A 24,325-nucleotide genomic window follows, 5' to 3' on the forward strand; every position below is an offset into this window, starting at 1 on the left:
CAAAGCTCCGGCTTTTTGTTGCTCATGCTTCGGCCTTGAAGGCAAATTCCGGTGCCAGCCGGCTGAGGCCCAGGCCCTGCCCTTTGCTGAGTTTTATCTGCACCGGCACCCGCTCCTTCAGTGCATCTATATGGCTGATCACGCCTATCATCTTGCCGCTGGCATTCAGCGCATCCAGCGCATCCAGTGCCACTTCCAGAGTGTCGGCATCCAGGGTGCCAAAGCCTTCATCCAGAAACAGCGAGTCGATACAGGTTTTGCTGCTCACCAGATCCGACAACGCCAGCGCCAGCGCCAGACTCACCAGAAAGCTTTCGCCACCGGACAGGGTCTGGGTATCCCGGCTTACATCCGCCTGCCAGGTGTCAATGACCGACAGCTCCAGCTCGGCGGCATGATTGCGCGCCAGCCGGTAACGGCCGTGCAGCCGCTCCAGCCGGCGGTTGGCCAGATATACCAGATGCTCGAGGGTCAGCCCCTGAGCAAAACGGCGATAACGGGCACCGTCGGCAGCGCCAATCAGACTATTGAGCTGCTCCCAGCGCTGCAGTTGCTGACGGCCCTGCTCAATGCGCTGCAGCAAACTTTGCTGGCGCTCACGCTGAGCGGCATCGTGCGCCAGGCGCTCTTCCAGCCGGCCCAGTTGCTGCTGGGCGGTATTTTGCGCCTGTTGCTGGTTTTGCTGTTGCTGCTCCAGCTCGGCCAGCGCCGGCGGCGCTGTGTCTCCCAGCTGCTGTTTTGCCTGCTGCGCCTGAGCCAGCCGGTCGGCAGCCAGTGCCAGCGCCTGTTGCAACGCCTGCAGCCGTGCCTGCAGCCGCTGGCGCTCTGGCTCCGGCAGATGTGCCGCCAGAAATGCTGCCTCATCGGCAAAGGGGCTGTCGGTCAGCGCCTGCTGCCAGCCGGCGTTGGCTTCGTTCAGCGTTTTCTGCAGTTCTGTGGCCTGCTGTTGCTCCTGCTCCAGCAGCAGATGCTGACGCTGCAGGGCGTCTTTCAGTTCGGCCAGCCGGATTTCAGCCTCACTGGCTGCCGCGTCCGGATCGGCGGCTGTTACCGGCGCATCATCAGGCAGGGCCAGCTGATCCCAGCCCTGCTGCCAGTGTGCCAGCCGGCGTTCGGCTTCACCAAGGGCCATGGCCAGCTGCTGGCGCTGCTCTTTCAGCTGACTGACGCTGTTTTGCTGCTGCCGCCATTGTTGCCATTGCTGCTCGGTGTGGCTGAGCCAGGCCTGCCAGTTACCGGGCTGATGACCAATGCCGGCAAGCAGCTGCTGCTCCAGCTCGCAGCGCTGCTGCTCACAGGCCTGAATGTCGCTGTGCCGCTGCTGCTGTGCCTGCTGCAGAGTGTCCATTTTTTGTGTCAGCAGCTGTTGCTGATGCGCCAGCTCGCCGGTTTGTGCCACTGCCGCCTGTCGGGCCTGCTCAGCCTGATGGAGCGCGGCTTTGGCCGCCTCAAGCTGCTCTGCCTGTTGCTCAAGCTGAGCCAGCTGCTGGCGACGCGCCTGCAGCTGAGATTGCCAGTCGCTGGCATCAAGAGACAGCTGCTGTAACAGCGCCGTTTGTTTTTCCTGCAGCTCGTGAAGGCGGCTGCTCAGCTGTTGCAAGCGCTGGCCGGTATAATCCAGCTTCGCCTTGTGCTCCGCCTGCTGGTGGCGCAACGAGGCACCGGCCTGCTCGATCTGCTCCAGCTCATGGCGCTTTTGCTGCAGCTCGGCGGCAGTGCTGTTATTCAGGTTTTGGTAAGCGACAATGGCCGGGTGAGACTCACTGCCACAGAGCGGACAGGCATCGCCGGGCTGTAGCTGAGCCCTGTGCTGCTCAAGAGAGCGGATCAGCTGCTCCTGTTCCAGCAGCCGGGTCTTGTCTTTTATTTGCTCCTGCAGCTGACGATATTGCTCCCGGGTTTGCTCAAGTTGCTGCTCGCCCTGCTGCCATTGTGGTGTCAGCCGGTTCAGAGTGTGCTGCTGCTGTTGTTGCTCCTGTTTCAGCTCCTGCAGTTGCCCGGCAGTTTGCTCCAGGGCCAGCCAGTGCGGCTGCTGGCTGCGCAGCGCCTGCCATTGTGCTTTTAACTCCGCTTCAGTGGCATGGCCAAGCACGCCGGCCAGTGCATCCTGCTGCTGCCGGCAGCGCGCCTGCGCGGTTTGCTCAGCCTGGCTGGCCTGCTGCTGTTGCTGCTGCAGTACCTGTTGTTGTTGCGCCAGCTGGTGTTGCTGCTGGCCGTGTTGCTGGTGCTGTGCCGTAAGCTGTTGTATTTGCTGGTGCAGTTTATCCAGCTGTTTAATATCACCCCGCCAGCCGGCCAGCTGCTCTCCCAGCTGCTCACCGGCAGGATTGGCCGCCATGGCGTCGGCAAGCTGCTGCTGTTGTTGCTCCAGAGCCTGATCCTGCTGCTGCAGTGCCTGATGATGCTGCCGGCTGAATGAAAGGCCGCGCCAGTGGCACACCTGCTGCTCTTGTGTCAGCCGGCCCAGCTCAGCCTGACGCTCGCTTATTCGATGGCCGAGGACTTGTTGTTGCTGCTGATGCTGCTGGCGTTGCTGCCACTGCACATACAAGCGGGCAGCCGGCTCGCTTTGCTCCAGCGCCAGCTGTTCAGGGGCCGCCTCGTTCAACGCGGCCTGCGCCTGTTGGTGTGCCTGGCTGGCCTGCACCAGTTGCTGCTCATTCCGATCCCACTGCTGGCGCTGTACCAACGCGGTCCGGGTGCGCTGCAATGCCTGCTGCACTGCACTCAGCTGCTGAGCCGTCCCGGTGCGCTGGCGTTCAATTTCGCCACGCTCCTCCTCACCCAGCAGAGCCACGCCTTTAACTTGCGCTTCCTGCTCGGCCAGCGCCTGTTTGTGCTCCCGGGTCTGTTCAAACACCCGCTGGGAAATACGGGCGTAAATATCGGTGCCGGTCAGCTCTTCCAGCAGCTCGGCACGCTCGTTGGCATCCGCATGCAGAAAGGCGGCAAAACCGCCCTGGGCCAGCATCATCGATTTGGTAAAGCGGCCAAAGTCGAGACCGGTGAGCATTTCGGTCAGCCTGAGCTTGTCATTGATTTTATCGGTCAGAATTTCACCGCTGCGCTTTGCCAGCTCAACACGGGGCGCCTGCAGTTTGCCACCAACCTGGCTTCTGGCCCGGCGCTGACTCCAGAAGGCCCGGTAGCCCTCGCCCTTTACCTCAAACTCCACTTCTGCCAGACAATCGGCGGTGTGCCGGGTCATCAGCTCGTTGCTGCCCGCAGAGACGGTTTTCATTCGTGGCGTCTGGTGATAGAGCGCCAGACAAATGGCATCGAGCAGCGTGGTTTTGCCCGCCCCGGTGGGGCCGGTAATGGCAAACAGTCCGCTGTCGACAAAGGGCGACTGAGTAAAGTCAATTTTCCACTCGCCCTGCAGGGAGTTCAGATTTTTCAGCCTGAGGCTCAGAATTTTCATGCTTGCTCCTCCAGACTGGCCAGCACCTGAGCATAGAGCTGGTTCAGTTCACGCAGGTCGTGCTCATTCAGGGTTTCCTGCGCCAGCCGCCGTTCAAATACCTGAGTTGGGGTCAGTTCGCTCAGGGTTTCTTTCTGCTCCGCCAGCAAGGCAGCATTGCGCCCCTGGCGCTCCCGGCGCACCAGCAGCACCTCGGCATTCAGCCCCTCGCTCAGGGCCTGCACCCTGGGCTGCAGATCACTCAGGTAATCGTCTTCAGACACAGTCACTTCCAGCCATACCGGCCGCGTGTCAGTGCCTGTCCGGGCGGCCTCGGGCAAACGCTCAGCCAGCTCGTTCAGTGAACCTGCCACTCTTGCCATGGGCTGAAACACCGGCACCGGCACCGGGGTGACGCTTTCCAGGCCGCGATTCGACAGCTCTACCAGCAACACCTCTTTTTGCTGGCCGGTCTCATCAAAGCTCAGGGTCAGGGGCGAGCCGCTGTAGCGAATATGCTCACAGCCCCCCACCTTTTGCGGCCTGTGTATATGCCCGAGTGCAATATAGTCAGCGGCAGGAAAGGCGCTGGCAGGAAAAGCCTCCAGGGTACCGATATAAATGTCACGCACCGAATCAGTGCGGCTGGCCCCCACCGTGGTGAGGTGGCCGGTGGCCACAATGGGCAGACCGGCATTTTGTGCCCGGGCCTGCTCATACAACTGCTGATAGTGCGCGGCAATGGCCTGTTGCAGAGCACGGCCCTTGTCATCGGCACTGTCGCCGGCCCGGCTTTCCAGCAGATCCCGCGGGCGCAAAAAAGGAATGGCACAGAGCACGGCACCGGGCTCGCCGGCACGGTTGGCCAGCGTAATAATCTGTTGTTCAGGCTCGGCCATGGCCCCGGGGATCACCCGAACATTCAGCGCACCCAGCAACTCACGGGATTCATTGAGCATGGCCACAGAGTCGTGGTTACCTCCCAGCAGCACCAGGCTGGCACCGCTGCGGCTGATCTGCACCACAAAATTATGATAAAGCTCACGGGCATAACTGGGAGGCGTGCCGGTATCAAAGATATCACCCGCTACCAGCACGGCATCAATCTGGTACTGCTCTACCTGAGCCACCAGCCAGTTGAGAAAGGCGGCGTGTTCATTCAGCCGGGTTTTGCCCATAAAATGCTGGCCCAGGTGCCAGTCGGAGGTGTGCAGAATGCGCATGGAAGCCCTTGAAATTTCAATAAATGACAAATATTAGCACCGCTATACCGGCCAGAGGCAAACTCGCTTGGTGCCGGCCCAAAACTTGCTAGACTGATGCTTTCATTTCCAGCGCCGCTTATTATGCCATTTTCCTACGACTTTCTTGCCCTGGCAGCCGCTGCCTGCTGGGCAGTGTCCAGTTTGCTGTCTGCCAGTGCCGCCCGCCATCTGGGGGCGTTTGCCTATTCCCGCTGGCGCATGTTCTGCGTCAGCCTGATGCTATGGGCCGCCGCCATGGTCACCGGCGGCTGGGCCAGCCTGAGTACGCCGGCACTGGGCGTCATGGCGGCTTCTGGCCTGATTGGCATTTTTATCGGTGATACCGCACTTTATGCCGCCATGAACCGGCTGGGGCCACGCCGGGCCAGTGTGCTGTTTGCCACTCATGCGCTCTTTTCCGTGGTGCTGGGGTTTGCCCTGTTTGATGAACGCATTGGCGCGCAGGCACTGGCCGGCGGCGTACTGCTGGTGGGCGGTGTCATGACCGCCATTTTCTTTGGCAAGCGCGGCAATGAAACCCATGCCTGGGAGCAGGACAACGGCAGCCTCTGGCCAGGCATTGCCCTTGGCCTGCTGTCGGCGCTGTGTCAGTCGGTGGCCACGTTAATGGTCAAGCCGGTAATGGAAGGCAATGTGGATCCGGTAGCGGCCTCGGCAGTACGCATGACCACCGCCTTTGCCGCTCATATGGCACTGCTGTGGTGCGGGCTGGCGGTGGCCAAACCCCTGCAGCGCATTAACTGGCCGGTGTTTGGCATGGTGGCGCTGAATGCTTTTCTGGCCATGGGCGTGGGCATGACCCTGATTTTGCTGGCACTGCGCCATGGTGAGGTGGGCATGGTGGCCATGCTGAGTTCGGTAAGCCCGGTGCTGGTGCTGCCGCTGTTGTGGCTGATCATGAAGCGCCGCCCTGCCAGTGGCGCCTGGCTGGGCGCCCTGGTCACAGTGATTGGCACGGCCCTGATAGTGACTCGTTAAAGGTTAAGGCCTTCTGCACTGAGGGCGCGACGCACACCGGCGTCTTCGTTCAGATCCTGAAAGTGCCGGGCAACATGCGGGTAGTTGCTTAAGCCATCAGGCAGAATTTGTGTGGCCCAGAGCTCAAACACAAAGGCACAGGCATCCACTATACTTTTGTGCTCGTCCATATACCAGGTGCGGCTGGCCAGATGATTGTCCATGCGCTGCAGCCAGGGGGCGATACGCTCGGGCACCGCTGCCTTGATGGCATCATGAGCGGCATCCGTAGTGTCTGTGGTCAGTTTGTGTTGGGCAAACCAGGGTACCATAACGCGGTAAACGTCGGTGTTAAAAAAGCTTAGCCAGTAATCACACTGATACTGCAGCACGGGATCGTTAATGGGCCCCAGGTGCTCACCGGCAGGTAAGCGGGCCAGATAACGCAGAATGGCACTGGTCTGATACAAGGCCCCCATGTCGTCTGTCATCAGTACCGGCACCGCCGACATGTAATTGATTTTTACAAACTCCGGATCCTGAGTGTTGGCCGGCTCCAGCTCAAAGGGCTGCTCCATCCAGCACAGCACTATGTGCGGAGCCAGAGAGCAGGCACCGGGCTTGAAGTATAATTTCATTTAAATAAACCTCCTGAACACGACTGGAGTTGTGCCGGTTGCAGCAACCTGACACAGATCTAGTTTGAGTATTGGCGGAGAATGACAAATTGGCGACAAATTTTACAAAAATATGTCACCAATTGAGTATGTGATAAAAACAGGGATCAGTCTTCAACCGACAGCAGCATTTTCTTCAGCAGAGCGGCAAACTGTTGCTGCTCTTCTTCAGTAAGGGCTGCCGCCAGCTCGGCTTCTGCCGCCAGGTGATGTTTTACCGCCTCTTCCACTACCTTGTAGCCTTCATCGGTGAGAGTGACGATTACGCCCCGGCGATCATGATCTGCCTGCGCCCGGGTAACCAGCCCCCGGCTTTCCAGCCGGTTAATGCGGTTGGTAAGGGCACCGGATGAAATCAGTACCATGGACTGCAACTGATTAGGAGACAGCTGAAAACTGGGCGGATGCCGGCGCAGCGCCGCCAGCACGTCGAATTCACCTACGTTCAGGTCGTAATGGGCCAGATCCTGCAGTACCCGGCGGGTAATAAAGTATTCCAGCCTTACTACACGGCCAATAACCTCAGTGCTATTAAAACTGAGATCCGGGCGGGCCCGGTGCCAAAGCGTGACGATACGGTCAATTTGATCCATGATGTTGTCTGATGAGTGCGTGTGGTTATGGTTCATTGTGATTGGTTCTTCCAGGAAGCCATTTTGATATCAAGACATCTGTATAGTATCACAAAGCCGGTAACGTAAACCCCGCTCTCATCTCGGGATATTCCCTGATGTTGGTATGGTTGGAGCATTTAATGGCCATGATTCTTGGGGTATACTCGCCTGGTTGAATGGAAAAATAATGAAAGCCAACTGGGAGAATGAAAAGGTGAGCCTGTTTAGAAACCTGTTGCTTGCCGGTGTTGCCGCTGCTTCACTGAGTGGTATGGCCTACGCCGCCAATGATATGTCGCCTGAAGCTGTTGCCGAGCGCACCAAGCCGGTGGGCAGTGTGTATTCTGCCGCCGATCTGGAAGGCATTATCGACACTGCCGCCGCCGGTGGTGACAGCGGCGAACCTGCTGCTCCCCGCAGTGGTGAAGCCGTGTATAACGCCGCTTGCGCCGCCTGCCATGGCACCGGTGCCGCCGGTGCGCCGGTAAAAGGTGATGCTGCTGCCTGGGGCCCCCGCGTTGACAAGGGTCGCGATACCCTGCTGAGCCACGCGATTAATGGCTTTAACGCCATGCCCGCCCGTGGTGCCTGTGGCAACTGCTCCGATGAGGAGATTGGTAACGCCATTGACTATATGCTGGACGCAATCTGAGCGCGACCATCAGTAACGTGAAAAGCCGCAGCAATGCGGCTTTTTTATGCCTGTCGCAAGAAGCAGCAGCGCGGCTGCACTCCGCCGACACGCTTCAAGCCCTTCCCCGGGGCGCTCGGCACATGCCATCCATGGCATGATGACGGTCGGCTCCGGCAATCCCCGCTACTGCTTCGGGCAAGATTTGCATTGTGTGCAAGCACGAGCGAAGTTTCCCTGCCTTGTACGTCCCTCGCCAGCACCAATGGTTTTACTGACAGCTTACCGCTGATGGCTGTCTTTTCGGTTGATGGCTATTTCTTGAACATGGCCCGCAGGCTGGCCACGCCGGCCTGGCCCTTTTGCATGCGTTCGCCTTCGCTCTGGGGTTTGCGGTTGTGCTCCCAGTCCAGATCCTGCTGGGGCAGTTCCAGCAAAAACCGGCTGGGCTCGGGGCGAATGGTTTCACCGTATTGCCGCCGCTCCCGGCACAGGGTAAAGGTCAGCGCCTGCTGGGCCCGGGTGATGCCCACGTAGGCCAGCCGCCGCTCTTCCTCTATGTTGTCTTCGTCAATGCTGCTCTGGTGCGGCAGCAGGCCTTCTTCCATGCCCACCATAAACACAAAGGGAAACTCCAGGCCCTTGGAGGCGTGCAGGGTCATCAGCTGTACCTGCTCGCCGTCGTCCTCATCTTCGCCCCGCTCCATCATGTCGCGCAGGGTCAGGCGGGTAACCACTTGCGGCAGTGTCATGGCCTCTTCCAGATCCGAGCCTTCCAGCATCTGGCTGACCCACTTGAACAGGGTGGACACGTTCTGCATGCGCATTTCAGCGGCCCGGGGGCTGGGCGAGCTTTCATACAGCCATTCCTCATAGTGAATGTCCTTGATCATGTCGCGCACCGCTTCCACCGCGTTGTCCCGGGCGGCCTCATCCCCCAGTCGCACCAGCCAGTCGCTGAAGGCACGCACCGCCACCAGGCCTCTGCCCGTCAGAGTCTGCTCCAGCCCCAGCTCAAAGCTGGCAGCAAACAGGCTTTTGCCCCGGCCGTTGGCATAGGTGCCCAGCTTTTCCAGGGTAGTGGGACCAATTTCCCGCCGGGGCGTGTTCACCACCCGCAGAAAGGCGTTGTCGTCGTCCGGATTCACCAGCAGCCGCAGATAGGCCATGATGTCCTTTATCTCGGTGCGGGAGAAAAACGAGGTACCGCCGCTGATCTTGTAGGGAATGCGGTTGGTCATCAGCGCCTTTTCCAGCAGCCGGGACTGATGATTGCCCCGGTACAGAATGGCGTAGTCGCCGAACTTGCTGGCATTCATGAACTTGTGGCCCATGATCTCGGCCACCACCCGCTCCGCTTCGTGCTCTTCGCTTTTGGCAAACAGCACTCTGACCGAAGCCTCGTATTCCATTTCCGAGAACAGCTCTTTCTCGAACACATGGGGGTTGTTGGCGATCAGAATATTGGCGCACTGCAGAATACGCCCCCGGGAGCGATAGTTCTGCTGCAGCTTGATCACTTTCAGGCTGGGGTAATCTTCCTTCAGCAGCACCAGGTTCTGGGGCCGGGCACCGCGCCAGGAGTAGATGGACTGATCGTCGTCGCCCACCACGGTAAAGCGGGCGCGCTCGCCGGCGATCAGCTTGACCAGCTCATACTGGCTGGTGTTGGTATCCTGATATTCATCCACCAGCAAGTAACGAATTTTGTTCTGCCAGTAGGCCCGCACCTCGGCGTTGGTTTTGAGCAACAGGGTGGGCATCAGAATGAGATCGTCAAAGTCCAGGGCGTTATAGGCCTTCATATGCCGCTGATAGCGCTCATAGCACTGGGCAAACAGCACGGTTTCGGCATCGGTGGCCAGCCGGGCGGCACGGGACGGCAGCACCAGATCGTTTTTCCAGTTGGAAATGGCACTCAGCAGCCGGGAGAGCCTTTCCTTGTCCCCTTCCAGCTCCTTTTCGGTCAGCTCTCGGATCAGCGCCAGCTGATCCTGATCGTCAAACAGGGAGAAACCGGATTTCAGCCCCAGGGTCTTGTGCTCACGGCGAATAATGTCCAGCCCAAGAGTATGAAAGGTGGACACCATCAGGCCGCGGGCTTCGCTCTTGCCCAGGGTTTGCGCCACCCGCTCCTTCATTTCCCGCGCCGCCTTGTTGGTAAAGGTGACGGCGGCAATATGGCGGGCGGAATAGTCGCACTGGCGCACCAGATAGGCGATTTTGTTGGTGATCACCCGGGTCTTGCCGGAGCCGGCACCGGCCAGCACCAGGCAGGGTCCGGCAATGTAGCGAACGGCTTCATCCTGGGCGGGGTTTAACTTCATGGCGGCTCCTCAGCATTAAACGACCGGTGATTTTACCGCCATGACCGCTCGGGGTGAAGGCCGCCTTGTCATCGGCTTGGGTTTGGCTCATGATCCTGACAGTTTTTTCTAATGGTTATGCATGAACGTGGATATTCGAGTACTCAGACGCGACTTCCCTACCCTGGCGCAAATTGTTAACGGCCATTCGCTGGTGTATCTCGATAACGCCGCCACCACCCAGAAGCCACAGGCCGTGCTGGATGCGCTCAATCATTACTACCGGGATACCAACGCCAATGTGCACAGAGCCTCTCATGCCCTGAGCGGCCAGGCCACCCGCGCCTTTGAGCAGGCCCGGGAAAAAGTAGCGCGTTTTATTCATGCGCCCTCGCCCAACGACATTATCTGGACCCGGGGCACCACGGAAGCCATCAATCTGGTGGCGTTCAGCCTCGGCCGGCACTTTCTGAACACCGGCGACGAGATCCTGGTGTCCACCTCGGAGCATCACGCCAATATTGTGCCCTGGCAGCAGGTGGCCGCCGCCACCGGTGCCGTGCTCAAGGTGATTCCCCTCACCGACAGCGCCGAGCTGGACATGGCCGCCGCTGAGCAACTGATTAACGAACGTACCCGGCTGCTGGCCGTGGGCCATGTGTCCAACGCCCTGGGCCAGGTCAATCCGGTGGCCAAGCTGATTGTCATGGCGAAAGCCGTGGGTGCCGTAACCCTGATTGACGGCGCTCAGGCGGTGGGACATTTTCCGGTGAATGTGCAGGCATTAGGCTGTGACTTTTACGCTTTTTCCGGCCACAAGATGTTTGCGCCCACCGGCATTGGCGTGCTCTATGGCAAAACCGAGTGGCTGGAAAAGATGCCCCCTTGGCAGACCGGTGGCGAGATGATCAAGACAGTCAGCTTTGAGCACACTCAGTTTGCCGAAGCGCCGTTCAAGTTTGAAGCGGGTACCCCCAATATTGCCGGGGCCATTGCGCTGGGGGCGGCAGTGGACTATCTGCAAGGGCTGGATCGGGCCGCACTGCAACGCCACGAGCAGGCGCTGTTGACCCAACTGCTGGATGGCCTGGCCACCATGGACGACATTCGCGTGATTGGCCGACCCCAGGCCGGAGCCGTATCCTTTACCATGGACGAGGTGCACCCCCAGGATCTGTCCACCCTGCTCGATATGCAGGGCATTGCCGTGCGCACCGGCCACCACTGCGCCATGCCGCTGATGCAGGCGCTGGGGCTGAAAAACGGCACTGTGCGTGCCTCCTTTTCTTTTTATAACACCGAAGATGACGTGGCCGCCCTGCTGGCCGGCATCAACAAGGCCCGGGAGCTGCTGTAATGACTCATCCCTTTGGTACAGAGATCACCGCCACCGAGGTGCGCGCCCTGTTTGCCGCCGCTCAGGGCTGGGAAGCCCGCTACAAACAGCTGATTAAACTGGCCAAACAGCTGCCGCCTCTGGCAGAGGAAGAAAAAGTGGAGGCCAACGCCATTCACGGCTGTGAAAGCCAGGCCTGGCTGGTGGCGACGAAGGATGAACAGGAACGCTGGCAGTTTCACTGCGACTCCGACGCCCGCATTGTAAAGGGCCTGATGGCGGTGGTGCTGGCGGCCTTAAGCAACAAGACCAGCGCCGAGATCGCCGCCTTTGATATAGATACTTACTTCGAGGAATTACAGCTGCTCAACCACCTGAGCCCGTCCCGGGGCAATGGTTTAAGAGCAGTCGTTTCGGCAATCAAAGCCAAAGCGGAAAGCTGAACCGACCGCAAAGCGCTTGTTGTTTGCTGTGCCGTGCACTTCCGTCGGACAAAGCGCACTGCTTCTCCGGCACGCCGTGAATACCTCCCTGTAGGCTCCGTTGCGCCATCCCTAGCGCAAAGGGCACGGCGAAGCAGACACCCTTTGCCCTCCTCAGAACGCATTGAGTTGACCGACTGCCTGCAGACAACGCCGATGTTGCCCGAAGCAGCAGTGGGGATTGCCGTAGCCGACCATAAAATGCCATGGATGGCATTTTCGAGCGTTCATGGGGCGAGCTTTGCTCGCCATGACGAATTAAAAAAGCCTGACCGAACATTAATTATGTTCGCAGCAGGCTTTTTTAGTGAGTGGCAATCAGTGAAGCGTGTCGGCGGAGCGCAACCGCACTGATGCTTCGCATGGCAATACTCTCGGCTAGCTCTGGCTGTCAACCTGAGCGACAAGCCGGGAAAGCACCCGGCTGACCATAAAGAAGCCGAAGGTGGCGGTGATATGAGTAATGGCGCCAAAGCCCGAGGCGCAGTCCATTTTCATGGTGCCATCCGATTCCTGTTTGGCGCTGCAGATGCCGCCCTCGCCGTCCGGGTAACGGGGCTGCTCGGTGGAAAACACACAGTCCACGCCAAACTTGCGCTTGGGGTTCTTGCTGAAGTTGTAGAAGCGGCGCAGCTCGCCCCGTACCTTGGCCGCCAATGGATCCTGAATGGTCTTGCTGAGATCCTTTAACTGGATCCGGGAAGGATCTATCTGGCCACCGGCACCGCCGGCGGTGATCACCGGGATCTTGTTGCGCTTGCAAAAAGCGATGAGTGCCGCCTTGGCCCGCACCGAGTCGATGGCATCCACCACATAATCAAACCCCGCCAGCAGACAATCACTGAGGTTGTCGGCACTGATAAAATCATCCACCACAGTTACTTTGCAGTCCGGGTTGATCAGGGCAATGCGTTCAGCCATGGCCTGAGTCTTTTCTGCGCCAATCTGATTGCTGAGGGCGTGGATCTGCCGGTTGGTGTTGGTAATGCAGATATCGTCCATGTCGATCAGGGTAATAGCGCCAATGCCGGAACGCGCCAGGGCTTCCGCCGCCCAGCTGCCCACACCGCCAATGCCAATTACACATACATGGGCCTCGGCAAACCGGGCCAGGGCCCGGGCACCATACAGGCGGGCAATGCCCCCGAAACGCTCGTCAAAACTCATTATTCACTCCCGCAGAATTCAGCTGGATATTATATCAAAGTCACCGGGATTGGGGACTCGGGACTAAAACCGTCAGCCCCTAATCCCCATTCCCAAATCCCTGCTCACCAAACAAAAAAGGGAGACCGAAGTCTCCCTGTTTACAGCTCTGTTTATTGTTTTGTTTGTTTAACCGCCAACGGCGATGTTTTTCATATCGGTCATATAAGAACGCAGGGTCTTGCCGATAATTTCTACCGGGTGGTTGCGAATCGCTTCGTTCACATCAATCAGGCGACGGTTGTCAACGGAGTTGGACTCAACGGTGATGGTCTTGCCAATCACATCGGTGCCTACCTTGGGCATGAACTTCTCGCGCAGCAGCGGTACGGCAGCGTTGGCGAACAGGTAGTTACCGTATTCGGCGGTGTCGGAGATAACCACGTTCATCTCGTACAGACGCTTACGGGCAACGGTGTTGGCGATCAGCGGCAGTTCGTGCAGCGACTCATAGTAAGCAGACTCGTCGATGATGCCGGACGCGGTCATGGCTTCAAATGCCAGCTCAACGCCAGCTTTCACCATGGCTACCAGCAGAATACCGTTATCGAAGTATTCCTGCTCGCCGATCACCACGTCGGTGGCCGGATACTGCTCAAAGCCGGTTTCAGCAGTTTCTTCACGCCAGGTCAGCAGATCGTGGTCGTCCTTGGCCCAGTCAGCCATCATGCCGGCAGAGAAGTTGCCTTCAATGATGTCATCCATGTGCTTGTTGAACAGCGGACGCATCAGCTGTTTCAGCTCTTCGGCCAGATCGAAAGCCTTGATCTTGGCCGGGTTGGACAGGCGATCCATCATGTTGGTGATGCCGCCCTGCTTCAGGGCTTCGGTGATGGTTTCCCAGCCAAACTGGATCAGCTTGCCGGCGTAGCCAGCGTCGATACCGTCGGCCACCATTTTCTCGTGGCACACGATGGCACCGGCCTGCAGCATACCGCACAGTATGGTCTGCTCACCCATGAGGTCGGATTTCACTTCGGCTACGAAGGAAGATTCCAGCACGCCGGCACGGTCGCCGCCGGTGGCAGAGGCCCAAGCCTTGGCGATGGCCAGACCTTCACCCTTGGGGTCGTTTTCCGGGTGAACGGCGATCAGGGTCGGCACACCAAAGCCACGCTTGTATTCTTCACGCACTTCAGTGCCGGGGCACTTGGGCGCCACCATCACCACTGTGATGTCTTTGCGGATCTGCATGCCTTCTTCAACAATGTTGAAACCGTGGGAGTAACCCAGGGCAGCACCGTCTTTCATCAGCGGCATAACGGCGTTAACGGCAGAGGTATGCTGCTTGTCCGGAGTCAGGTTCATCACCAGATCAGCGGTCGGGATCAATTCTTCATAGGTGCCTACCCTGAAGCCGTTCTCGGTGGCCTGCACGAAAGACTTGCGCTTCTCGGCAATGGCTTCAGCACGCAGGGCGTAGGCCACGTCCAGACCGGAATCGCGCATATTCAGACCCTGGTTCAGACCCTGAGCACCACAACCAACGATAACCACCTTTTTGCCCTTCAGGTAGTTACAACCGTCGGCAAATTCTTCGCGGTTCATAAAGCGACACTTGCCCAGCTGCTCGAGCTGCTGACGCAGGTTCAGGGTGTTGAAATAGTTAGTAGCCATGACCTTTTGCTCCAATTAATCCGTTATTTTTGAATGCTTGCACCGTTTTCGGTGACGACCCCAGCACTATACCCCAGGCCATTCGTTGCCGGAAATGATATATTCGAAACAGAGTATTTCATTTGGTGCAACAGAATGGACTTACGCAATCTTGAATTATTTGTTCACCTCAGCCAGAGCCTGCATTTTGGCCGCACTGCCGATGCCATGGCAGTGAGCCCGTCTACCCTGAGCCGGGCCATTCAGCGGCTGGAGCAGGAAGTGGGCTGCGAGCTGCTGCTGCGGGACAACCGCAGCGTGGCACTGACGCCGGCCGGGCTGCAGCTGCAGCAGTTTGCCGAAAGCTGGCTGGGCGACTGGCATCAGATGCGCGACCGGCTCAAGCATAACGACAGCCCTCTGCAGGGCCGGCTGCGGCTGTTTTGCTCAGTAACCGCCAGTTACTTTTTGTTACCCGACATTCTGGCCCGCTTTCGTACCCGCTATCCGCAACTGGAGCTGCGGCTGGAAACCGGTGACCCGGCGCTGGCCATCGACAAGGTACTGAATGAGGAAACGGATCTGGCCATTGCCGCCCGCCCCGATGCGCTGCCCGCCAAGCTGGAGTTTATTCGGCTGCAAACGGTGCCGCTGGTGTTTATTGCGCCGCGCATTCCCTGCCTGGCCAACGAGCTGCTGCAGCAAAGTCCCGCCGACTGGGGCAAGATTCCGGTGATTCTTCCGGAGCAGGGTGTCGCCCGCAAACGCACTAACCAGTGGTTTCGTAACAAGGGCATCAGCCCTAACGTGTATGCCGAAGTGGCCGGCAACGAGGCCATCGTCGGCATGGTGGCGCTGGGCTGTGGCGTGGCGCTGGTGCCCACAGCGGTCATTCGCCACAGCCCCATGGCCGATAAAATTCAGCGGCTGGCGGTGACACCGGATCTGAAACCCTTTGAGGTGGGCGTCTGTCTGCTTAAGAAACGGCTGGAAGATCCGCTTATTCGTGCCTTTCGTCAAATTGCGCTGCAGCAGGCCAATCCCGAATCCCCATGAGTAGCAGTATTGGGTTACAATAGCAGCAATATTTTAAGGAGAGCGACCATGCTGGACCCGAAAAAACTGGAAGATATCGCCAAACAGATCCAAAGCAATATGCCCGCCGGCCTGAAGAACATGGGTGAGGAAGCAGAAAAACGCATTCGCACCGTGCTGCAGTCTCAGCTGGGCAAACTGGATGTGGTAACCCGGGAAGAGTTTGATGTGCAGACCAAGGTACTGCTGCGCACCCGGGAAAAACTGAACGAACTGGAAGCCCGCCTGGCCCTGCTGGAACAGCAGCTGGCCGATGGCCGCAATGAGCAGGAATAGTTGCCGCTGAAAAGCATAATGCCGGGCAAGCCCGGCATTATTTTTAGCTAAAGGACGCTGCTCCTTTACTCGACGAGCTGTTTAAATAAACTCGTAAGCATCGCCAAACAGGCGTTCAGCATCCACGCCTTTTTCCTTGAAGGCTTCCCGCGCCACGCCTGCCATTTCAAAGCGGCCGGCCACGTAAATGTCGTAACCGGTCAGGCTGGGGAAATCATCCATAATGACTTCATGCACCAGACCGCTGCGTCCCTGCCACTGCTCGCCGCCATTCTGCACCACGGGCACATAGGTCAGCTCTTTATGCTCGGCAGCCCAGGCTGTCAGTTCTTCATGGGCGTATAAATGCTCTTGATGGCGCACGCCCCAGTAGATAAATACCGGCTTATGCAGACCGTCGGCCAGCATTTGCTGCAAAATGGAGCGGGTATAGGCAAAGCCGGTGCCACCGGCCATCAGGATCACCGGATGACGGGATTCACGCAAATAGGCCTTGCCCGCTGCCAGCTGTACCTCAATATGGCCCTGCTCCTGCATGCGTCTGAGCACCTGCAGGGCATAGGTGTTGTCGGGTGAGGCACCAATGTGCAGTTCGACCTCACCGTTTTCCTGTGGCTTGTTGGCAATGGAAAAGGGGCGTTTGTCGTCGTCTGCCATCACTACCAGCAAATACTGGCCAGCATTGAAATCCACTACCTGCTCCGGCTTCAGCCGCACATACCAGAGGGTGTCGGCCATTTCGTGAATGGCTTCGACTTTACAGCTAATTTTTTGCATGACTATCCTTTGTTCTCATTCTGTTCTGCACTCGTGCTCAGGATACCAAGTTGATCCCACAGCGCATCGACCCGTTGTTTAACCTCATCCGTCATCACTATGGTTTCGCCCCATTCGCGGTTGGTTTCTCCGGGCCACTTGTTGGTGGCATCCAGGCCCATTTTGGAGCCCAGGCCGGAAACCGGTGAGGCGAAGTCCAGATAGTCGATGGGCGTGTGCTCAATCAATGTGGTATCCCGCGCCGGGTCCATTCGGGTCGTAATGGCCCAGATCACATCGTTCCAGTCTCTGGCATTGATATCGTCGTCGCACACAATAACGAATTTGGTATACATGAATTGCCGTAAAAACGACCAAACGCCCAGCATGACACGTTTGGCATGGCCGGGGTAGCGCTTTTTCATGGTCACCACCGCCATGCGGTAGGAGCAGCCTTCCGGTGGCAGATAGAAATCTTCAATCTCCGGAAACTGCTTTTGTAATATGGGCACAAACACTTCGTTCAGTGCCACCCCCAGCACCGCGGGTTCATCGGGCGGCCGGCCGGTATAGGTAGAATGATAAATGGCGTCGCGCCGGCGCGTAATCCGCTCCACGGTAAACACCGGAAATTCATCCACCTCGTTATAGTAACCGGTGTGGTCACCATAAGGGCCTTCCGGGGCCATATCATCAGGATAGATATAGCCTTCCAGCACAATTTCAGCACTGGCCGGCACTTCCAGATCCGAGCCGATGCATTTGACCACTTCAGTACGACTGCCTCTGAGCAGGCCGGCAAAGGCATATTCCGACAGGGTGTCGGGCACCGGGGTTACGGCACCGAGAATAGTAGCCGGATCGGCACCCAGGGCCACTGCCACCGGATAGGGTTTGCCGGGGTTGGCTTCCTGCCATTCACGAAAGTCGAGGGCGCCGCCACGATGGCTGAGCCAGCGCATAATCACCTTGTTTTTGCCCAGCACCTGCTGACGGTAGATGCCCAAATTCTGACGCTTTTTATAAGGCCCGCGAGTAATGGTCAGGCCCCAGGTGATCAAGGGCGCTGCGTCACCCGGCCAGCAGTGCTGTACCGGAATGCGAGTGAGATCGACCTGTTCCCCTTCCTGAATGACTTCCTGACAAGGGGCCTTTTTCAGCCGCTTGACCGGCATGTTCAGCACCTGTTTGAAGATGGGCAACTTTTCCATCAGCTCTTTCAGGCCCTTGGGCGGCTCAGGCTCTTTCAGATAGGAGAGCCAGCGACCCACTTCCCGCAGCGCGCCCACATCGGGCTGGCCCATGCCCATGGCCACCCGCTTGGGCGTGCCGAACAGGTTACCCAGCACCGGCATATCAAAGCCTTTGGGATTTTCAAACAGCAGCGCCGGACCGCCCGCCTTCAGGGTGCGATCGCAAATTTCGGTCATTTCTAGGTAGGGGTCAATTTCCTGATGAATGCGCTTCAGCTCCCCCCGGGCTTCGAGTTGCGCGATAAAATCTCGTAAATCCTTGTATTTCATAGGTTGTTCCGAGTGTATCGAGTGGCTTTAAGGCTGATGCCTGCTCAAAGGCTGCAACCGTCGGTGATGCCGTGCAGCTTCGTCGGCCAGTGGCCACTGTGTTGCCGACACGCCGTGAACCCATCCATGGGGGCTCCGCTGCGCCTTCCATGGCGCAGAGGGTGCGGCGACACAGACGCCCCCTGACCTCCTGTCTCATCCCGGTGCTGCCAGCTACAAGCAGCTCCGATGGTAACAGGAAGCAGTAGCAGGGATTGCCGGAGCCGACCGTCACATGCCAGGGATGGCATGTGCCGAGCGCCCCAGGGATGGGCTAGCAGCGTGTCGGCGCAGCGCAACCCTGCTGCTGCTTCCAGTGGCACGAATTCAGCTGACAATATTACACAGCGTTCAGGTGACCGGATTATACCTGCTTCGCTTTGCAGCTGCTTGTATTACAACAAAAAACCGCGGCAAGCCGCGGTTTTTTTATGCTGAGCAACGATTACTTCTGCTGACGTTTCATGGCGTCAAAGAATTCGTCGTTGGTCTTGGTCATGGCCAGCTTGTCGATGAGGAACTCAATGCCGTCAATCTCACCCATGGGGTGCACGATTTTGCGCAGGATCCACATCTTCTGCAGCTCGTCACTGGTAGTGAGCAGCTCTTCGCGACGGGTGCCGGAGCGAGTGATGTCGATGGCCGGATAGACGCGCTTCTCGGCGATCTTGCGGGACAGGTGCAGTTCCATGTTACCGGTGCCTTTGAACTCCTCATAGATAACGTCATCCATTTTGGAGCCGGTATCTACCAGAGCCGTGGCGATGATGGTCAGGCTGCCACCCTCTTCCACATTCCGGGCCGCACCAAAGAAACGCTTGGGACGGTGCAGGGCATTGGCGTCTACGCCACCGGTCAGCACCTTGCCAGAGCTGGGCACCACAGTGTTGTAGGCACGGGCCAGACGGGTAATGGAGTCGAGCAGAATGACCACGTCTTTCTTGTGCTCAACCAGGCGCTTGGCCTTCTCGATGACCATGTCGGCCACCTGTACGTGACGGGCCGCCGGTTCGTCAAAGGTAGAAGCAATCACTTCGCCTTTTACCATGCGCTGCATCTCGGTCACTTCTTCAGGACGCTCGTCAATCAGCAGCACAATCAGCACACACTCGGGGTGGTTATAGGTGATGCTCTGGGCAATGTTCTGCAGCAGCATGGTCTTACCGGCTTTGGGCGGTGCCACAATCAGACCACGCTGGCCCTTGCCGATAGGAGAAGCCAGATCCAGCACCCGGGCGGTAATGTCTTCGGTAGAGCCATTGCCTCGTTCCATCTTCATGCGCTCATTGGCATGCAGGGGAGTGAGGTTTTCAAACAGGATCTTGTTGCGGGAGTTTTCGGGCTTGTCGAAATTGACCTGGCTTATCTTGAGCAGAGCGAAGTAACGTTCGCCATCTTTTGGAGGCCGGATCTTGCCATCTATGGTGTCACCGGTACGCAGGTTAAACCGGCGGATCTGGCTGGGAGACACATAAATGTCATCTGGGCCGGCCAGATAGGAAGAGTCGGCGCTGCGCAGAAAGCCAAAGCCGTCCTGCAGAATTTCGAGCACGCCATTACCGAAGATATCTTCACCACTTTTGGCATGGGCTTTGAGGATAGCAAAGATGATGTCTTGCTTGCGCAAGCGGGCGAGGTTTTCCAGGCCCATGGTTTCCCCAAGCTTTATCAGCTCAGATACAGGGGTATTCTTGAGTTCAGTCAGATTCATAGTGGTGAGTGTCTATCAACCAGGAATGTCAAATGGTCAGAAATAATCTGCCGGATTGATGAATTAATTAAGAAGAGCCTTAAAGGCACAAAATAGGCTAGCAAACGAACAATAAACTAGCACCAAAAAGGAAATGCGTCTAGCAAAAACCACAAGGGGTGCCTTGCGCACCCCTTGCTGAGATTACAGGTTGGCGTCCAGAAACTCTTTCAGCTGAGTCTTGGACAGGGCACCGACTTTGGTGGCTGCCACTTCGCCGTTCTTGAACAACAGCAGGGTGGGAATGCCACGAATACCGTATTTGGGAGCGGTTTCTGCATTCTGATCAATATTCAGCTTGGCAACGGTTACCTTGCCTTCATACTCACCGGCCACCTCATCCAGAATGGGGGCGATCATTTTGCACGGACCACACCACTCAGCCCAGAAATCTACCAGCACCGGGCCTTCAGCCTTGATGACGTCTGCATCGAAGCTGGCATCGGTCAGCTGAACAATTTTGTCACTCATATCCAACTCCAGTCAGTTTTACCCTTCAAAAACACACAACAAAAGGGCAATTTAGTTGGCCTATTTCAAATGATCCTGTTTATTATTGCAAGCCTAACCTGATAATCTGAATGCTATGAGCAAGACACACCTTACTGAAACCAAATTCACCCAGCTGGGCCTGCAGCCACAAGTGCTGGCCGGACTGGAAACCAAAGGTTTTCATAACTGCACGCCCATTCAGGCGCTGTCGTTACCGCCCCTGCTTACCGGCAAAGACATCGCCGGTCAGGCCCAGACCGGCACCGGCAAAACCATTGCCTTTCTTGCCGCCACTTTTAATCATTTGCTGACCACTCCCGCTCCGGCCAACCGTCAAACCAATCAGCCCCGCGCCATCATCATGGCTCCGACCCGGGAGCTGGCGGTGCAGATCCATAACGATGCCGACACCCTGAGTGAGCACACCGGTCTGAGACTGGGGCTGGCCTATGGCGGCGATGGCTATGAAAAGCAGACCCAGGTGCTGAATGAAGGGGTGGACATTCTGATCGGCACGACGGGCCGCATTATCGACTTCTTCAAGCAGAAAGTGATTAGCCTGGACGCCATTCAGGTGGTGGTGCTGGATGAAGCGGATCGCATGTTCGATCTGGGCTTTATCAAGGACATTCGCTTTTTATTCCGCCGCATGCCGCCGGCTACTCAGCGCCAGAATATGCTGTTTTCCGCCACTCTGTCGCACAGAGTGCAGGAGCTGGCTTATGAGCACATGAACGATCCTGAACATGTACAGGTGGAGCCGGAGCAAAAAACCGGCGTACGCATCAAGGAAGAACTGTTCTATCCGGCACAGGAAGAAAAAATGCGGCTGTTGCTGACGCTGATGGAAGAAGAATGGCCCGATAAAGCCATTGTTTTTGCCAACACCAAGCACAGCTGTGAGGAAGTATTCGCCTGGCTCGACGCTGATGGCCACCGTGTAGGACTGCTCACCGGTGACGTACCCCAGAAAAAGCGCCTGAAAATTCTGGAAGACTTTACCGGTGGTGCCCTCGATATTCTGGTGGCCACCGACGTGGCCGCCCGCGGTCTGCACATTCCCGATGTGAGCCATGTGTTCAACTACGATCTGCCCGACGACGCCGAAGACTATGTGCATCGCATTGGCCGTACCGGCCGGGCCGGGGCCAGCGGCTGCTCCATCAGCTTTGCCTGTGAAGAATATGTGTTCAACCTGCCGGCGGTAGAGGCTTACATTGAGCATGAAATTCCGGTCAGTAAATATGACAGTGCCGCCCTGCTGGACGATGTAACACCACCCAAACGTATTCACCATCACAGAGCTGGCATGAACCGTAATGTACGGGATCGCCAGGGTGGTAATCAGCGCCGCCCCGGCGGCAACCGCCGTCGCCGGCCGCAGGGTAACCGGGGCTGAGCCAGCGTGAAGAACCCGTCTCTGTATGCCGCCATTGACCTGGGCTCCAACAGTTTTCACATGCTGGTGGTGCAACAGGTGGCAGGAGCCAGCCGTACGCTGGCCAAGGTCAAACGCAAAGTACGGCTGGCTGCGGGATTACAGGCGGATGGCAGCCTGGATAACGCTGCCATGGAGCGAGGCTGGGACTGTCTGAAACTGTTTGCCGAACAACTGCAGGATGTGCCCGCCGGTCAGGTGCGCATTGTGGGCACCGCCACATTACGGCTGGCCACCAATATTGGGGTTTTTCTTGAGCAGGCTGAGGCTATTCTCGGCCACCCAGTACAGATTATTTCCGGCGAGGAAGAAGCCGCTACCATTTATCAGGGCGTGGCCTGGACGTCTTCCGGCACCGGCCGCCGTCTGGTTATCGATATTGGCGGGGCCAGTACTGAGCTGATTATTGGTGAGGGTACCTCAGCGGGGTTGCTGAACAGCCTGAATATGGGTTGTGTAACCTGGCTGACGCGTTACTTTCCGGACAATAAGCTGACTCACGACAACTTTCAACAGGCGATTCAGGCAGCCCAGCGTGAGCTGTCGTCGGTGGCGGCCAGCTATCTCAAGCTGGGCTGGCAGCATGCCTTTGGTGCCTCCGGCACGGTACAAGCCATTCAGGAAATCATGATGGCTCAGGGGGAAAACGAGCACATTACCCTGACCAAGCTGTACCGGCTGAAAGAGCAGGCCATCGCCTGCGGCAAGGTAGAACAGCTGCAACTGCACGGGCTCAAACCCGAGCGCGCACCAGTATTTGCCTCGGGTCTGGCCATTTTAATTGCTCTGTTCGACACGCTTGGCATTGAACACATGGTGCTGGCGGGCGGTGCCCTGCGGGAAGGGCTTATCTACAGTATGCTGGGCACCCGGCAGGACTGTGACGCCCAGGACAGAACCCTGGACAGTCTGATTGCTCGCTATCAGCTGGACCGGGAGCAGGGCGAGCGAGTACGCAACACCGCCCTTATGGCACTGAAACAATTGCAACCCGCCGCCAGCAGTGACGAACATTGCATGCTGGCACGGGCCGCTATGCTGTATGAGCTGGGCCTGTGTATTGAGTACAAGCGTGCCCCGGAGCATGCTGCCTATATTATTCGTCATATTGATCTGCCGGGCTTTACTGCTCCCCAGAAAAGCCTGCTGGCGGCGCTGCTGCTGAATCACAGAGATGAGTTCTACCCTGAGGCACTGACGTCTCAGTGCGCCATCAAGGCTGACAGAGCCATACTGCTGGCTCGTTTGCTGCGCCTGGCCATTATTCTGTGTTTGCGCCGTACTCAGGGCACGGTGCCGGCCTTTCAGTTAAGGCAACAAGGTAACCAACTGACGCTCACCTTACCTGCCGGCTGGTGTAAAGGTCACCATCTGCGGGCCAGTGAGCTGAACACAGAAGCTGAGCGACAAGCGGCCATGGGCTGGCCGCTACATATAGTGGAAGCATAAAAAAGCGCCTTTCGGCGCTTTTTTATTTATCTTCTTTCAGCCACTGGGCCACGCGCTTGGCAAAATAGGTAAGAATGCCGTCAGCACCGGCACGCTTGAAGCACAGCAGTGATTCCATAATGGTTTCCTGCTCCTTGAGCCAGCCATTCTGAATGGCCGCCATGTGCATGGCGTATTCGCCACTGACCTGATAGGCAAAGGTAGGCACACCAAATTGCTCCTTGACCCGGCGTACCACGTCCAGATAGGGCATACCCGGCTTGACCATCACCATGTCGGCCCCTTCTTCAATGTCGTAGGCCACTTCCTGCAGGGCTTCATCGGTATTGGCCGGATCCATCTGGTAAGTGGCCTTGTTGCCGCCCTTGAGGTTACCGGCAGAGCCGACGGCATCGCGGAAAGGGCCATAATAGTTGGACGCGTACTTGGCGGAGTAGGCCATGATCTGGGTGTTGATAAACCCGTTTGCTTCCAGCGCTTCACGAATGGCACCAATGCGGCCGTCCATCATGTCGGACGGGGCTACCATATCGGCACCGGCGGCGGCGTGGCTGAGCGCCTGCTTCACCAGCACTTCGGTGGTCACGTCGTTCAGCACATAGCCGTCTTCATCGAGAATGCCGTCCTGACCGTGCACAGTGTAAGGGTCCAGGGCCACGTCGGTCATGATGCCCAGTTCAGGAAAGGCGGCTTTCAGCTCCCGCACCGCTTCCTGCACCAGACCGTTGGGGTTGTATGCTTCTTCTGCCAGCAGGGTTTTCTCGGCAGCATTCACCACCGGGAACAGGGCCAGCAGCGGAATACCAAGTGCCACCAGCTCTTCGGCTTCCTTCAGCAGCAGGTCAATGGACATACGCTCCACTCCGGGCATGGACTCTACCGCCTCACGGCGCTGAATGCCGGGCAGCACAAATACCGGATAGATTAAATCATCCACGGTCAGGGTGTGCTCGCGCACCAGGCGACGGCTGAAATCATGCTTGCGCAGGCGGCGCAGACGGCGGCCCGGAAAGCCACCCATCACTTGTTTGGTCATG

Annotated in this window: 20 protein-coding genes; 8 read left to right on the forward strand and 12 right to left on the reverse strand. The window is 57.8% G+C overall.

Translation table 11 applies throughout. The annotated features are described in order from the left end of the window. Positions 1 to 22 precede the first annotated feature (22 nt). Both G364_RS0110865 and sbcD read right to left on the reverse strand, forming a co-directional pair. On the reverse strand, positions 23 to 3,421 hold the full coding sequence (locus tag G364_RS0110865; RefSeq protein ID WP_019935178.1) for an AAA family ATPase: 3,399 nt from the start codon (positions 3,419 to 3,421) through the stop codon (positions 23 to 25). Next, positions 3,418 to 4,623, reverse strand: a complete 1,206-nt coding sequence (gene sbcD / locus G364_RS0110870) for an exonuclease subunit SbcD (RefSeq protein ID WP_019935179.1) — start codon at positions 4,621 to 4,623, stop codon at positions 3,418 to 3,420. The genes G364_RS0110865 and sbcD overlap by 4 nt, the downstream gene beginning before the upstream one ends. Before the next feature lie 123 nt (positions 4,624 to 4,746). Here sbcD and G364_RS0110875 point away from each other — a divergent pair, with 123 nt between their 5' ends. After that, positions 4,747 to 5,643, forward strand: coding sequence for a DMT family transporter (locus tag G364_RS0110875; RefSeq protein WP_019935180.1), 897 nt, complete (start codon positions 4,747 to 4,749; stop codon positions 5,641 to 5,643). Here the strand turns inward: G364_RS0110875 and G364_RS0110880 are convergent. Together G364_RS0110880 and G364_RS0110885 are read right to left on the reverse strand one after the other, a co-directional pair. Next, positions 5,640 to 6,260 carry a glutathione S-transferase family protein gene (locus tag G364_RS0110880; RefSeq protein WP_019935181.1) on the reverse strand — a complete coding sequence of 207 codons (621 nt, stop codon included), beginning with the start codon at positions 6,258 to 6,260 and terminating at the stop codon, positions 5,640 to 5,642. The genes G364_RS0110875 and G364_RS0110880 overlap by 4 nt on opposite strands. A gap of 146 nt (positions 6,261 to 6,406) precedes the next feature. Then, positions 6,407 to 6,892 carry a MarR family winged helix-turn-helix transcriptional regulator gene (locus G364_RS0110885; RefSeq protein WP_019935182.1) on the reverse strand — a complete coding sequence of 162 codons (486 nt, stop codon included), beginning with the start codon at positions 6,890 to 6,892 and terminating at the stop codon, positions 6,407 to 6,409. 208 nt (positions 6,893 to 7,100) lie between these two features. Between G364_RS0110885 and G364_RS0110890 the strand changes: the two genes are divergently transcribed. Then, complete coding sequence (locus G364_RS0110890; protein ID WP_019935183.1) at positions 7,101 to 7,565, forward strand: c-type cytochrome; 465 nt, start codon at positions 7,101 to 7,103, stop codon at positions 7,563 to 7,565. Between the two features lie 293 nt (positions 7,566 to 7,858). Here G364_RS0110890 and rep read toward each other — a convergent pair whose 3' ends face one another. Next, positions 7,859 to 9,871 carry a DNA helicase Rep gene (gene rep, locus G364_RS0110895; protein ID WP_019935184.1) on the reverse strand — a complete coding sequence of 671 codons (2,013 nt, stop codon included), beginning with the start codon at positions 9,869 to 9,871 and terminating at the stop codon, positions 7,859 to 7,861. A 121-nt stretch (positions 9,872 to 9,992) separates the two neighbouring features. Between rep and G364_RS0110900 the strand changes: the two genes are divergently transcribed. Then, a complete protein-coding gene (locus tag G364_RS0110900) occupies positions 9,993 to 11,207 on the forward strand; it encodes an aminotransferase class V-fold PLP-dependent enzyme (RefSeq protein WP_019935185.1) in 1,215 nt (404 codons plus the stop codon). Then, entirely contained in the window at positions 11,207 to 11,629 is a 423-nt protein-coding gene (gene csdE / locus G364_RS0110905) for a cysteine desulfurase sulfur acceptor subunit CsdE (RefSeq protein ID WP_019935186.1), read from the forward strand. The genes G364_RS0110900 and csdE overlap by 1 nt, the downstream gene beginning before the upstream one ends. 417 nt (positions 11,630 to 12,046) lie before the next feature. Here csdE and tcdA read toward each other — a convergent pair whose 3' ends face one another. Together tcdA and ilvC are read right to left on the reverse strand one after the other, a co-directional pair. Next, positions 12,047 to 12,835, reverse strand: coding sequence for a tRNA cyclic N6-threonylcarbamoyladenosine(37) synthase TcdA (tcdA, locus tag G364_RS0110910; RefSeq protein WP_019935187.1), 789 nt, complete (start codon positions 12,833 to 12,835; stop codon positions 12,047 to 12,049). Positions 12,836 to 13,003: 168 nt separating this feature from the next. Beyond that, positions 13,004 to 14,491, reverse strand: a complete 1,488-nt coding sequence (gene ilvC / locus G364_RS0110915; RefSeq protein ID WP_019935188.1) for a ketol-acid reductoisomerase — start codon at positions 14,489 to 14,491, stop codon at positions 13,004 to 13,006. A 135-nt stretch (positions 14,492 to 14,626) separates the two neighbouring features. Here ilvC and ilvY point away from each other — a divergent pair, with 135 nt between their 5' ends. Then, complete coding sequence (gene ilvY / locus G364_RS0110920; protein WP_019935189.1) at positions 14,627 to 15,526, forward strand: HTH-type transcriptional activator IlvY; 900 nt, start codon at positions 14,627 to 14,629, stop codon at positions 15,524 to 15,526. Positions 15,527 to 15,574: 48 nt separating this feature from the next. Next, entirely contained in the window at positions 15,575 to 15,841 is a 267-nt protein-coding gene (gene ubiK, locus G364_RS0110925) for a ubiquinone biosynthesis accessory factor UbiK (RefSeq protein WP_019935190.1), read from the forward strand. An 81-nt stretch (positions 15,842 to 15,922) separates the two neighbouring features. Here the strand turns inward: ubiK and fre are convergent, their stop codons facing one another. From fre to trxA, 4 genes are all read right to left on the reverse strand, one after another. Next, a complete protein-coding gene (gene fre, locus G364_RS0110930) occupies positions 15,923 to 16,618 on the reverse strand; it encodes an NAD(P)H-flavin reductase (RefSeq protein WP_019935191.1) in 696 nt (231 codons plus the stop codon). Positions 16,619 to 16,620: 2 nt separating this feature from the next. Next, on the reverse strand, positions 16,621 to 18,120 hold the full coding sequence (ubiD, locus tag G364_RS0110935) for a 4-hydroxy-3-polyprenylbenzoate decarboxylase (protein ID WP_019935192.1): 1,500 nt from the start codon (positions 18,118 to 18,120) through the stop codon (positions 16,621 to 16,623). Between the two features lie 484 nt (positions 18,121 to 18,604). Then, complete coding sequence (gene rho / locus G364_RS0110940; protein WP_019935193.1) at positions 18,605 to 19,870, reverse strand: transcription termination factor Rho; 1,266 nt, start codon at positions 19,868 to 19,870, stop codon at positions 18,605 to 18,607. Positions 19,871 to 20,053: 183 nt separating this feature from the next. After that, positions 20,054 to 20,380, reverse strand: a complete 327-nt coding sequence (gene trxA, locus G364_RS0110945; RefSeq protein WP_014290643.1) for a thioredoxin TrxA — start codon at positions 20,378 to 20,380, stop codon at positions 20,054 to 20,056. Positions 20,381 to 20,495: 115 nt separating this feature from the next. Between trxA and rhlB the strand changes: the two genes are divergently transcribed. Then, positions 20,496 to 21,800, forward strand: a complete 1,305-nt coding sequence (gene rhlB / locus G364_RS0110950; RefSeq protein ID WP_019935194.1) for an ATP-dependent RNA helicase RhlB — start codon at positions 20,496 to 20,498, stop codon at positions 21,798 to 21,800. A gap of 6 nt (positions 21,801 to 21,806) precedes the next feature. Further along, a complete protein-coding gene (gene gppA, locus G364_RS0110955; RefSeq protein ID WP_019935195.1) occupies positions 21,807 to 23,288 on the forward strand; it encodes a guanosine-5'-triphosphate,3'-diphosphate diphosphatase in 1,482 nt (493 codons plus the stop codon). A 22-nt stretch (positions 23,289 to 23,310) separates the two neighbouring features. Here the strand turns inward: gppA and hemB are convergent, their stop codons facing one another. Beyond that, positions 23,311 to 24,324, reverse strand: a complete 1,014-nt coding sequence (gene hemB, locus G364_RS0110960) for a porphobilinogen synthase (protein ID WP_019935196.1) — start codon at positions 24,322 to 24,324, stop codon at positions 23,311 to 23,313. Position 24,325 lies beyond the last annotated feature (1 nt).

Source organism: Oceanimonas smirnovii ATCC BAA-899, from assembly GCF_000381965.1.
Classification (GTDB): domain Bacteria; phylum Pseudomonadota; class Gammaproteobacteria; order Enterobacterales; family Aeromonadaceae; genus Oceanimonas; species Oceanimonas smirnovii.